Here is a 13,025-nt window from a genome sequence, read left to right as displayed (position 1 = left end):
TATGATTTACCTCACTCTAATCAAAAGGCTTAGAAATAGAATCAATAAATAATTCAAAACCATCCACAACTATTTTTTGTTCTGATTCTGATAAATTATTGAGAATACTTTGATAAAATGTAATGGATTGCTCTCTTAAGCAATTAACAGTTATGTGACCTTTTTCTGTGAGGTGCAGAAAAAGTTCTCTTCTATTTTTTTCATTTACTTCACGATAAACAAGCCCCTTTTTTACTAACTTATCTACCAATCTACTTACAGTTGAAGTCTCTAATCTAAGTTTATTGGATAGTTGCCAAACAGTTAATTTTTCCACCTCTAGTTCCTCTAACGCCATCATTTGAGAAGTTGGTAAAGGTTTTTCAAATGGTCCATTGGGCAAATTTTGAGATTCAAAAACCCCAGTTATTATAATCATTTTCTTAATATCTGTTCTTAGTTTTAAGGCATCTTCTCTTTTCAAAAAGGTCACCCTCCTACAACTAATGTATCATACATCAATTGTATTATACATGAATATGATTTTTTCACAAGCTTAACGTAAGCCAATATTACAACATGGACGAGATATTTCTTCTTGTTAAAATGGTATAAGTGGATTGTTTTCTACAAATGGCAGAAGATCAATTATGTATCAGGGGCCTTTATGGGGTACCGCTCATCGCAATCAAGCTAAGAAAATAAAACTACCATAAAAACGAAAATTTGTGACAACTTGCAACAAAAAACTCATAATTTTTGGGGGAATTCTAAATTCTTAAGTTGATGGGCATGCGCTGCTACCCCTATATAAACATTTACATTATTTTTCATAATCCTCCTACTCTACTCCCAATAGTAATATACTGACCACTTTCCAATACTATATTTCATTACAATACACGTTACTCATCTTTTAATTAGCCTTAAAATTATAAATCGGCTTAATAATATGTTTAATATCAATTGTTTCTTTTGTATTCTCAACAATTTCATCCAACGGCTTATATACCATTGGGGCTTCGTCTAAAGTACTTTCTGCAACAGATGTAGTCCAAACTGCTGTCATTGTATTTTGAAAATCCTCTAAGTTAAGTACTTCTTTAGCCTTCTTACGACTCATAATGCGCCCCGCTCCATGCGGTCCAGAAAAGTTCCAATCTGGATTTCCTTTACCAAATGCAATAATTGAACCGTCTCTCATGTTAATTGGAATGATTACTCGTTCATCTTTCTGAGCTGAAATAGCACCTTTTCGTAAAATCATATTTTCCATATCGATGTAGTTATGGATTGTAGTGAATTGATCTTTTACTATCCAATCCATTCTAGTAATAATTTCATCCATCATTGCTTTACGATTTAACTCCGCATACTTTTGAGCAATTTTCATATCATTCATGTAATCTTTAAATCCTTGACCTTCTAAATAAGCTAACTCTTTACGAATCGTCGGCTTCTTAATCTCACGTAAAGCTTCATGTATTTCTTGTTGTCTACCTTCTCTTGTTAAACGTTCAATAATTTCCTCTTTCATAGATTTAACGTTGATAAGTTGCTCATAAGCAAGATTTTGATAATACTCTGCTACTTGTTTCCCTAAATTACGAGACCCACTATGAATGACAATGTATACATTTCCTTTATCGTCCTCATTCAGTTCGACAAAATGATTTCCTCCCCCAAGTGTACCAATACTCTTTTGAGCACGTTGTAATGTAAATGGAGCTCTTACACTATCAAAATCAATCATTTTTGAAAATCGATGCTCCTTATCTCGAATACGAAAACCACTTGGGACAAATTGACGAATTGTTTCGTCTAGGTGATCGAAGTTGATTTCTTTTTTTTTCTTATTAATCATAACAACTTCCATGCCACAACCAATATCGTACTTACCTCCCAGTTTCCTGAAAGAGTGGACTATACCTTCTCTACGGTCATTGAGATATGCAGTCTCTACCGTAGGCTCACCGTATTAATTATTCCTCTTCAACTCAAAATGAATGAGAAATAATTCTGTATCTTAGTCTGCCAACCTGATACAAGTCTCTGAACCATTCGATTATGTCACCATAACCACTGGCTGCTGATTGCCCTCGCCTTTTATCGTTAGGGTTCCCAGTCAATTGAGTGAGTAGTTTAAAGTCTGAGCCGATTAGTTAACCCCGACTAAATTAGGAACGATTTTATCTTGAATTGTCATTGTTGTCCCAATAGTACAACCTGCGCCTGCATGTGTATCTGGCATAATACGAATCTTGCTGTCCTTTACGAATTCTTGGTTACAAAGATCAATAATTTGACCTGCTGCTGTTTCTTCTACGTTAGTAGTAAATACTTTCGCTTCATTGTATTTCCCTTGTAATTTCAACATCTTTTATTTCTCCTTTCCTTCCATACAGTACTCTCTTTGGATTTATAACAATCATAAAAACTGCAACTACTAAATAAAAAATCGCGTTATACATAATTAAATCGATTAAATTCCCGTTTATTATGCCGATAAAAAAATTAAAGAATTGGTGGATAATGATTGGAATGATTAAATTTTGATTTAAGTTATAAAATGCTGTCATGACAATTTTAATGGATATGATAGAAATCATAAAAAATAAAATATATTTAAATAAATCAATTCCTACAAATCCTGTAGTAAACCATATAGGTAGATGCCACGTCCCCCACCAAAATCCTATAATTAGCGAAGCTTTTAATGGTGAATGCCTCTTTTGGAGTTCAATTTGTGCAAAACCTCTCCATCCTATTTCTTCTCCCAATGGCCCCGCAAGAAAGTTTTTAACAAAGAAATAGATTAGCATTCCCCATGAAGAGACAGTAAAAATAGAGTCTACTTCACTATTTTTAGACACGATAAACAAAATCATTAAAAATATGAAAGTTTGAATCATACTCACAATAAGAATTACAGAAACTTTAAGTTTATTCTTGAACTTGTCTTTTACAAATTGTATAAAACTCTGCCCTGGATAGATTTTTTTAAATAGCACAGCAAAAGCAAAAGTTGAGGACCAAGACGATATACAAAACATTACATCAAAAACCCATGCAGGGAATCCCAACATACTTATAGCTCCTACAAGCAAAAAAAGTGGCAGAAAAATGATATTGGTTAGTACAATAAAACTCGCAACTGGTTTTTTTAGTTTCTTTTCCCTATTCATGCACAATCCCCATTTCAAACTAAGTATTTCGTAAACATAATAGTATTTATATTTACGGATACTTCCAGCTTAAACCTGAGGGCTACTCACAGGTCAATACATGTCTGCATTATTTTACAGGTGCATAAATCTCTAAAAATATACGCTCAAGTTCATCTTCATACGTGGTAAGTAATATATTTATATACACTAGCCCCAAAAGTTCATACCCTTGTTCTATTGCAACTTTTCTTAAACTGGACTCCACATTACGATCAATACTTTTCCCACCAGTTGACCATCTTCCATCTTCAATAACTGTATAAATACATTTTGGATGAGATAGAATTTCACCTTCTAATTCTTTATCAAAGTCCTCTACTTTTCTTACAATAATAAATTTATCTTCTATAATACCTTCTTCATTAAAACTTATAACTCTACGTAAAGATGTTAGAGTAACTGCTTTTTTTAAGCTGTCAGTGTTCTTTTTCAAAGATTCATATTCCTCATACGCAGTATAATGCTCTATTTCTCCGTTTACTTCTAAAGGCTTCATTTCTTTTACTACGTATTTCCCTAAGAATTGCTTTGTTTTTTCGCAATCTTCTTTTACAATTTGAAGTTTTTTTAAAAGAAGCTTTTTATACTCTATCTCCTTTAAAACTTCTTTTTCTTTCTCTTCCAACAATGATTTTATTCCCTCTATACTCTTACTTTTTCTTAATTCTTGAATCTTTTTTATTTCGATATCCATTTCCCTATAGAAATTTACCGTTGTTATATCATATATATCAAAATGATTATATTTTCTATACCCATTCTCAATATTTTGCTTTGGCTTGACCAAATCTTTTTCCTCATAAAATTTCAAAGTATCTCTAGATACATCTAAAAATTTAGCAACTTGTCCAATTGTGTACATTATGTTCTCCTTTAGCATTGCTACTTAATCTTTTACATTCATACTGCGTATTCTTTAAACTATCGAATTCTCCTTCCAATTAATACTTTCCATCACTACACCCCATTTCCTTTTTCCCACAAAAAAAGACACAGAGATTTCTCCCCATGCCTACTAATTCTCTACTTCTTCACCGCATGTACATAATGCACCGTCTCAAAAGCTTTTAAATAATCGTTTCGTCCTTCAAAATATAATGTATGAATATCCTTTGGTGCTAAGTGCTCATAAATGAGTAAGCCCGCCTTCTCTAATAGTGCTTCCATTTCGGCATAAGAAAAACATGATTTCATCGATTCTCCGCCTACTGCAGCCATTTTCACCATGTTTTCAACTCGATTAGACAATCCTTTTTCCGTAAATAAGTTTTCATCAGGATAATCGAAAATGATAGAACTCCCCTCTGGAACCATCGCAAATAAACAGTCTAGTAAACTAGAAAGTTCCTCTTTCGTTAAGTAATAAGTAACACCTAAAAGACTAAAGAAAGTCTTTGTATTTTCAAATCCTTCATTTACTAATTTTTGCGTAGAGAAACCCTTAGTAAAATCCATCGAAACAAAATGAAGATTGCTTGGAATTTCAAGCTCTGCTTCTTTCACTCTTTGTATTTTAAACGCTTGCGTAGAAGGATGATCAACTTCAAATATTTCTATTTTATTCTCTAATTCTCGGTGTCTAAAACTGAACGTGTCTAAGCCTGCACCGAGTATGACGTATTGCTTCGCGCCTAATGTAATTTCATGTAATAGCACTCTTTCACAATATGCTGTACGTGCCAAAGGTGTTGGTGATAACTGAACTTGTGTAATCCATTTTAAAATTTCTTTCGGATTGTCTTGAAACTGCTGTGCAATGTCTTTATTGAAAAAATGTATTCCTTGAACCATGTTCGTTTCAATATCATTACGTTCTTTTTGTGAAATAAGATCTTTAGCTACATAATCATCAAAGATTTTAGAACTATCAAATTCACTATGATACGCCCTTCCGAAAGCTGATACTAACGATGTTACACTTGATTCACCTTGTTTCACGCACATACACTCCTTCATTTTCACAACAAAAATAGGGTCCCCCTGGCCAGGAGAACCCTATTATACACTTTATTTTTATATCGGTAAATTATAGCATAAATAAGTTTTCTTGTCAAGTTTTCAGCCTACTAACACTCCGACACTTTGTATATTCTCCGGCAGGAACATCGAAATTATATACACAATTTTCCGAATTATTTATTCATTCTTTTTTGAGCAGTATTAGTATCTTGAGATACCGGTATGTGTTCGGTAGCTCTAGATAAACCTGTTTTTGGCATATTAACATAGATTGCTTCAGAAGCACCTTTTTCTATTTGATAGGTTTCGTGAAAAACACCGACACTCCCATTATCTTTAATCTTATTATTGTAGGATTTCCAAGCATATGAATGATTTTTTCCGTGAGCATAGTTTACTAATTCGTCGAATCCCTTCCAGTATTGAATTAGGATTACTTTTCTCCAACTAAATAAGAATTCTGTATGTAAGAAACCCCATTGTGGATTTTGATACAATTCTTTAATCATAGGTCCCATAGCATTAAAAACTGGTATCCACTTCCAAAATTTTAATAGGTTATTAATACGCATACCAATAATAAAAACAACAAATTCTTGATCCTTGCTATTGGCTATATGCCTGCCGTTAAAAATTTTAGCCCCCACTTTAATCCCCCTTTTTTACTGAACATAAATAATGTGCAGCTCCCAAATAAACCATAACACTTTTCCATGAATTTTCCAATTGATTCAACATAGATTATGAAAGGCTGTACTTAACAATAAAGGGTATATGTTTCCTACCTTTTTATTATTAACAGCTATTTTTAATATTTGTTCTAAATCTCCTTTTCACCAGGAACATTTTCATAATATATTTCAATAACGATAGCATTGCCGCTCCCTTTCTAAACAGAATATTTTTTAGTTCATTTGAGTTAGGACAACATCACACTCCTTCGTATTTTTTGCAAGACTAGCTTTCAACCTTGAGGGAACACCCAAAAGCTAATCAACTCCCCTACTCTATGAAATAAATAAGCGAATTTAAAAATTACATAATCATAGATTATTATGCAAATACTTCCTCTAGGCGCCGAACATGGTATATAATAATAAAATAATCTACTTCTATATGCTCAATTTTACACAAAACAGCTCATGCATATGAAAGAAAAGAGGTACAAAAATATGAAAACAAAACAAACAATCGCTGCGTCTACACTAGCTTTAGCAATGATTGCTGGCGCAAACTCTGCTCATGCGGAAGTAACTGATGCTACTCCCCAGCAAAGTACTGGAGATCGATTAGCTGAAATTAAGCAACATAAACAAGAGTTAGATGCGAAATTGCAGCAGCACAAAGAAAATGTGGATCAAACATTAAATGAACTTAACCAAGTTAAGGAAAATGTTGATACAAAGGTAAATGAACTACATGAACGTAAACAAGTTGCAGATGAAAAAATTGGCGAGATTAAACAACATAAACAAGAGTTAGATGCAAAACTTCAGCAAGACAAACAAATCGCCGAAGATAAAATCGCTGAAATTAAGGAGCATAAAAAGCAAGTAGATGAAAAAGTTGCTGAAATTAAAGAGCATAAGCAAACTGTTGATGAAAAGGTTAATGAGATTAAAGAACATAAACAAACTGTTGATGAAAAAGTGAATGAAATTAAGCAGCATAAAGAAAATATCGATGCAAAGGTTAATGAGCTTAAGGAAGTAAAAAAACAGGTAGATGACAAATTAGCTGAGTTAAAGAAAGCGAAACAAACTGCTGAGGACAAACTTGCTGAAATTAAAGAAAATAAGCCGAATACAGGTAACACATTAGAAGAACTTAAGAAAATTAAAGGCAATTTAGATAGTCTTTCATCTAACTTAGAACTAGCTAAACAAGATGTGAAAAACAAATTAGCTGAGTTACAAGAAGCTAGACAAGATTTACTAAATAAAATAAACGAAATGAAACAAGCGAAACAAACTGTTTCAGACGATTTAACAAAGAAAAAACAAGACTTAGATATTAAAATAAACGATTTTAAACATACTGAGAAAAAAATTGATGACAAATTAGCTGAGATACATACAACAAAGCAAAATGTAGATAACAAGATTAATGAAGTATCACAACCTAAACAAACGAAAGTGGATAATAACACTCCTACTACTGTTCCAGCGAAAAACAATGCTAGAGAACTTCCTAACGCTGGTAGTGAGCAATCAAGTAACGTGCCACTCGGAATGTTATCAATTATAGGTGGACTTTTATTGTTAACGCGCAACAAAATTAAAATGCTTATCTCAAAATAATGCTATTATAACTATCCTAATATATTCTATAAAAAGGACAACCGCACATATGTGTACGGTTGTCTTTTTTCTTTATATTAACTTCCCATCTCTAAGCGTCAATATACGATCACATACATCAAGCATTCTTTCATCATGTGTAATCATAATGGCTGCTTTTTGACTTTCTTTCACTTCACGTTTCATCATTTCAACGACTTCACGAGCACGTTTTGAGTCTAAGCTTGCAGTTGGTTCATCAGCTAATATTAAATCTGGGTTGTTCATGAACGCACGAGCGATTGCTACCCTTTGTTTTTCCCCACCAGATAGTTGATTTGGATAATGAGTTTTTCTTTCTCCTAATCCAAATGCTGCTAGCAAGTGATCCGCACGCTTTTCAGATTCTTGTTTGTTTTCTTTTTTTAGCTTTGCAATGTAAAGCAATTGTTCTTTTACATTTAAATATGGAACAAGATTTGCGAACTGGAAAATGAAGCCGATTTTTTTCAAACGAATGTCTGTCATTTCCTTTTCTGATAACTTCGTAATATTTTGCTCACGAATGTAAATATCCCCTTTTGACGGTGATAGTAAAGCACCTGCGATTGATAATAACGTACTTTTCCCTGATCCAGAAGGACCGACGATTCCGATAAACTCTCCAGCTTTCACATCAAGCGACATCGGATGAAGGGCTGTTACTTCAGTATTCCCTTCTCCGTACACTTTACTTACTTTGTCTAATTTTAATAATGAAGTCATTACATCCCGCCTCCAATTGCTTCTAACGCATCAACTTTTAATACTTGATATAACGAAATAAGTGTTCCTAAAATACTAATTACGATAAAGATTGCTGCATATTGTGCAATCATCGGTGTTGTTAATAAGAACGGCATACCCGCTGGTAAAATTTGTTCTAATCCTTGTACAAGAACAATACTGATTACCATCGCAACGACTGATAAGAATAGCGCCTGTACGACTAAACTATTTGCTAAATAAGAGTTTTTTGTACCGATTGCTTTTAATACGCCTAATTGCTGTGTTTTTTGCAATGTAATTACGTAGAAGAATACACCGATTAGTAACGCAGCGATAACAAGTAAGAATGCAATGATCATCGTTAATGTTCCTTGCTCTTCTTTAAATCCTGGAATACTTTGTAATACTTCTTTTTTGTCGATAACATGTGCATTTTTAATTTCTTTATCTGTATTAAGCGCAATTGCACTATAATCTTTTTGGTTTGGTTGTGAAATAGCACCCCATACGTCTTCATTTACATAAACGACTGGTGTATGGCTAAACATTTGATCTTTCGTAAATCCAACAATTTTAAATTCTTTCTTTGAAACAGGATCAATAATTGTATCCCCAATATCAATTCCTTTTTCTTTAATTGATTCATCAGCAACCATTTCGTTGTTTGCTGTACCTAATTTCTCGCCTTCTACAATTTTCGGTTCTAAAAATGAATCACGTTCACTTGAGAAAATAGCAACATCAACTTTTTTCGAACTATCTTTCTTTTCATACGTTGAAACTTTCACACGAAACGGAACTGCCTCTTTCTCGCCTGCTTGATTTACTACGTTATCTACATCTTCTTTCTTAATTTGTGAACGAAGTAATTTATTTTCCGCATCATCCGCTAGTACAAATTTATTTGCCTCCATATTTTGAATCGATGAAGCATTATCATATGATAATCCATTTGCTAATCCTGAAATTACAAGGACTAAAAATGATAATAACACCATAATAAGTCCGATTAATCCATATCTTAATTTTGATTGTTTTAATTCTCGCAGAGCTAAAAACATTTCGCTCGCTCCTTCCTATTACTTTCTATGCACTTATCATAAAAAAGAAATATGAACGGAATATGAACAGAAGATTACAGAACGAAAATTAAATTACAGCGGATACTTTTTGGGTGCGTTTTAAGGAAGAGTGCGGGAAAGGTGCGGCTTTATAGTAGAAAGATAGTAAGTGAAATTTTTACCGGCGATTTTTCAAATATATCAGCGCAAATCGAATTATATCAGCGATTTTCGATTATATCGACTTACCGACAAAAAATGACAAAAAAGAAGAGGCCGTTCGCAAACAGCCTCTTCCATCTATTTAGGAAGCTCAACCCGAACAGTCGTCCCTTCCCCTTTCGTACTATATACTGAAACGGTTCCTTGATGCAGTTCAACAATTTTCTGCACAATCGATAATCCTAAACCACTACCTTCTACGTTTCTTGCCCTTGCTGTGTCTACTTTGTAAAAACGATCAAATATACGATCCATTTCTTCTTTTTCCATGCCGATTCCGTTATCTGATATAGAAATGACAATACCGGATTCTAATTCTTCTACAACAAATTCAACGGTTCCGCCATCATTTGAAAACTTAATGCTATTCGTAAAAATATTACTCCATACTTGATGAAGTAAGTTTTCATCACCTTGTATGACGATGTCTGGCACATCAAATTCAACAGCGATATCTTTTTCGCGCCATTTCCACTCGAGCATAAAAATGACGTCCTTAATTTGTTTTTGCAAGTGAAACTCTTTAATTTGTAGAACTTTCTCTTCTTTATCTAATGAAGCGAGCGTAAGTAACTGTTTACATAAACTAGACATTCGCTTGCTTTCGCCCTCAATAATTTTTAAATAACGTTTTCTTTCCTCTTCACTCATATTCTCCGATTGTAATGTTTTCGAAAAACCTTGTATCGAAGAAAGTGGAGATTGAAATTCATGAGAAACGTTAGAAACGAACTCTTGTCTCATTTGATCTAATTCTTTAATACTTTTCGTCATCTTTTGAAAATTAGTTGCTAGTGTACCAATTTCATCTTTTCGATTTTCATCTAATTCGATATCATATTCACCACTTGCAATCTTTTGAGTCGCTTTCGTAAATGTTCGAATTGGACGAACGATATACCCTGCTGCAATCGCTATAAAAATGATACTTAATAAAACAATAAAACCGAGTAGTACTGCTAGAAAAATTCTCATCTCACCAAATTGTTGCTGAATGTCAGGGCGGATGAATAAAGCGTACTGTTTATCACCATGTCTTAATGGGACACCAACGCTATTAATTAATTCATTATCGAAGAATCCTGTAATAAACAAACGGGTTGGATATGTGGAAACGCCATTAAACGTTTCACCTTGCAATACTTTATGAACTGTATCATCACTAATTGTTATCTTACGAAACGCATTCCCAATACGCTTTCCATGATTTTCGTCATCTACAATATAAATTTCATATCCTAATTTCGCAATAGACTGTAAGTATGCCTCTTTATTCTCTTCACTTTGCTTTTCATATAATGATTTTACTTCCTCAGCATACATTAAAATCTTTTCACTATTATACGGTTTTAACTTCACCTGATAATATACATTTGTTAATAAAAAGCCAATTATACTACTAAGTAGCATAATCCCAACCGTCATAAAAACAAATCTAGAATACAATGATTTCATCTTATTTCAACTCCAACTTATAACCGAGCCCGCGCACTGTCGTAATTTGAAAATCATCTGTTCGCTTTGAAAAACGATCTCTCAGTCGCTTCACATGAACATCGACCGTTCGTTCATCCCCTTCAAAATCCATTCCCCACACTAACTCAATTAATTCTTCTCTTGAAAATGTTCTTCCAGGATAACTAGCAAGTTGTGATAATAATTCAAATTCCTTCAGTGGTAGCAAAATCGTCTGACCGTTACATTTCACTTCAAACCCTTTTCGATCAATTGTCGTCCCGTGCAGCGTAATAATATCAGCACTAAGCATTTGATAACGACGCAATAATGCTTTCATACGGAAAATCACTTCAGCTGGTTCAAATGGTTTCACAATATAATCGTCCGTGCCAGAAATGAACCCTTTTTCTTTATCAACTAACTGATCTTTCGCTGTTAATAATATAACAGGTATATCATGATACTTCCTGATTTCTTCACATAACGTATAGCCATCAATAAACGGCATCATAATATCCACTATCGCAAGATGAATATTTTCTTTCTCTAATATGCCTTGAGCTACCTTTCCATCTTCAGCCTCAAAAACTTTAAACCCCTCTTTTTGTACATGGTAATGTAATAACTCTCTAATATGCTTGTCATCATCAGCTAATAAAATATGTATCATCTTCATTAAACCCTCTCTTGTTCATCCTTCTACATTCTTACATTAAGAAAGAATTGTACTTTTTGCAAGAAAAAGAAAAACAATTCCAGCATTAATTTTTTCATAGTAATTAGCCAAATTTTAAAATCCATTACGTGAAATTATTGAGGTTACTAAAGATACTACGTATTAGAACCGCATACAATACAACAAATCGTCTAATAATGTCGCTCTGGAATAAAAGTTGATAAATAAAAAAGAATCCATTTTGACATAGATTCATCAAAATAGATTCTCATATTTTAACATTTAGATTATTTTAATAAAAAATATTGAATATTTTCTGCCTTTTAAAAACATTTTCTAACTCTTATTAGGCCTTAGAAATATCAACAAATCCTTCTCCGAACACATCACGAACATCATGTATAGCGATGAAAGCACTCGGATCAGTAGTTTGAACAATCCGTTTTAGCTTCACTACTTCTTGCTTATTAATAACAATATAAAGAATTTCCTTCGGAGTTTTCGTGTAATAGCCATGACCTGAGTACACGGTAACTCCTCTACCCATTAAGTTAGTCACCTTCCCGGCAATTTCATTCGGGTTATCAGAAATAATCGTAATGGCCTTCTTCGTATTTAAACCTTCAATTACAAATTCCATCACTTTCGTTCCTACATATAGCATAATAATTGTCAGCATTAGTTTTTCTGCACCAATGATGAAATAAGATGAGAAAGCAACTATTAAATCGAAGAACAATAGACCATAGCTAATGCTCCAACCTAAATACTTATGTGTCATCCTTGCTAAGATGGTAGTACCCGCTGTTGTTCCGCCAACACGAATGATTAGACCAATCCCGCACCCAATAAATATTCCTCCGAAAATGGCATTTACCAGCATTTCATCTGAAGCAATAGTCCAGCCTTCTGTCAAATGAAGAAATAGCGAGTTAGTAACTACCGCAATGATCGTATAAATTGTTGTTATCTTATTCAAGAATTTATAACCAGCTATTAACAAAAACGCATTTAAAATTAAGTTGACTAAGCCTGGTGACCACTCAAATAAATAGTAGGTAATAATCGTGATACCAGTTACTCCGCCTTCTCCAAACTCGTTCGGAATAACAAACAAATTCACACCTAACGCAAAAAGAAATGCACCAATAATAATAAAAATAATGTCTGTGGTTCTTTTTTTCATATAGTACCTCACTTGTTATAAAATATTTATTCTGACATAAAGTGAAACTTTAATCAGTGGGGGTTTTTTCCATCCCCCACTGATTATTAGTTGAACCAATCGGGCTTTTACGGGCAGCCCGACTCCCATCTAACTTCCTCACATTCGCCCAATTTCGAGATGGGAGTCTTACTGCCCGTTAATGCGGGATAAACTCTCACCATTATATCG

Annotated in this window: 13 protein-coding genes; 1 reads left to right on the top strand and 12 read right to left on the bottom strand. The window is 33.5% G+C overall.

The window, feature by feature from the left end:
- Window positions 1-16: 16 nt before the first annotated feature.
- The 7 genes from MKX77_RS08720 to MKX77_RS08690 form a co-directional block, all read right to left on the bottom strand.
- Window positions 17-463 (bottom strand): MarR family winged helix-turn-helix transcriptional regulator, encoded by a 447-nt coding sequence (locus MKX77_RS08720; RefSeq protein WP_002095873.1) that lies wholly within the window; start codon window positions 461-463, stop codon window positions 17-19.
- Window positions 464-895: 432 nt separating this feature from the next.
- Window positions 896-1,855, bottom strand: coding sequence for an RtcB family protein (locus MKX77_RS08715; protein ID WP_341306330.1), 960 nt, complete (start codon window positions 1,853-1,855; stop codon window positions 896-898).
- Between the two features lie 282 nt (window positions 1,856-2,137).
- The gene (locus MKX77_RS08710) at window positions 2,138-2,356 is read right to left on the bottom strand and encodes an RtcB family protein (protein ID WP_002110694.1); all 219 of its coding nucleotides are present in this window, start codon (window positions 2,354-2,356) and stop codon (window positions 2,138-2,140) included.
- Entirely contained in the window at window positions 2,328-3,164 is an 837-nt protein-coding gene (locus MKX77_RS08705) for a CPBP family intramembrane glutamic endopeptidase (protein WP_215560611.1), read from the bottom strand. The genes MKX77_RS08710 and MKX77_RS08705 overlap by 29 nt, the downstream gene beginning before the upstream one ends.
- 109 nt (window positions 3,165-3,273) lie before the next feature.
- Window positions 3,274-4,068 carry a MerR family transcriptional regulator gene (locus MKX77_RS08700; RefSeq protein WP_002033099.1) on the bottom strand — a complete coding sequence of 265 codons (795 nt, stop codon included), beginning with the start codon at window positions 4,066-4,068 and terminating at the stop codon, window positions 3,274-3,276.
- Between the two features lie 161 nt (window positions 4,069-4,229).
- A complete protein-coding gene (locus MKX77_RS08695; RefSeq protein ID WP_341307945.1) occupies window positions 4,230-5,150 on the bottom strand; it encodes a class I SAM-dependent methyltransferase in 921 nt (306 codons plus the stop codon).
- Between the two features lie 188 nt (window positions 5,151-5,338).
- Window positions 5,339-5,812, bottom strand: coding sequence for a DUF4188 domain-containing protein (locus tag MKX77_RS08690; protein WP_002128099.1), 474 nt, complete (start codon window positions 5,810-5,812; stop codon window positions 5,339-5,341).
- Between the two features lie 525 nt (window positions 5,813-6,337).
- Between MKX77_RS08690 and MKX77_RS08685 the strand changes: the two genes are divergently transcribed.
- Entirely contained in the window at window positions 6,338-7,465 is a 1,128-nt protein-coding gene (locus MKX77_RS08685) for an LPXTG cell wall anchor domain-containing protein (RefSeq protein ID WP_341306329.1), read from the top strand.
- 72 nt (window positions 7,466-7,537) lie between these two features.
- Here the strand turns inward: MKX77_RS08685 and MKX77_RS08680 are convergent, their stop codons facing one another.
- From MKX77_RS08680 to MKX77_RS08660, 5 genes are all read right to left on the bottom strand, one after another.
- Window positions 7,538-8,209 carry an ABC transporter ATP-binding protein gene (locus tag MKX77_RS08680; RefSeq protein WP_144506071.1) on the bottom strand — a complete coding sequence of 224 codons (672 nt, stop codon included), beginning with the start codon at window positions 8,207-8,209 and terminating at the stop codon, window positions 7,538-7,540.
- Window positions 8,209-9,273, bottom strand: a complete 1,065-nt coding sequence (locus MKX77_RS08675) for an ABC transporter permease (RefSeq protein ID WP_215553579.1) — start codon at window positions 9,271-9,273, stop codon at window positions 8,209-8,211. The genes MKX77_RS08680 and MKX77_RS08675 overlap by 1 nt, the downstream gene beginning before the upstream one ends.
- Before the next feature lie 300 nt (window positions 9,274-9,573).
- Entirely contained in the window at window positions 9,574-10,950 is a 1,377-nt protein-coding gene (locus tag MKX77_RS08670) for a sensor histidine kinase (protein ID WP_341306328.1), read from the bottom strand.
- Between the two features lies 1 nt (window position 10,951).
- On the bottom strand, window positions 10,952-11,629 hold the full coding sequence (locus MKX77_RS08665) for a response regulator transcription factor (RefSeq protein WP_186320882.1): 678 nt from the start codon (window positions 11,627-11,629) through the stop codon (window positions 10,952-10,954).
- A 346-nt stretch (window positions 11,630-11,975) separates the two neighbouring features.
- Window positions 11,976-12,815 (bottom strand): YitT family protein, encoded by an 840-nt coding sequence (locus MKX77_RS08660; RefSeq protein ID WP_341306327.1) that lies wholly within the window; start codon window positions 12,813-12,815, stop codon window positions 11,976-11,978.
- Window positions 12,816-13,025: the final 210 nt, after the last annotated feature.

Source organism: Bacillus sp. FSL R9-9410 (genome assembly GCF_038050385.1).
Classification (GTDB): Bacteria; Bacillota; Bacilli; order Bacillales; family Bacillaceae_G; genus Bacillus_A; species Bacillus_A cereus_U.
The sequence above is the reverse complement of the archived record's forward strand: the minus strand, read 5'-3'. Positions and strand labels throughout refer to the sequence as shown.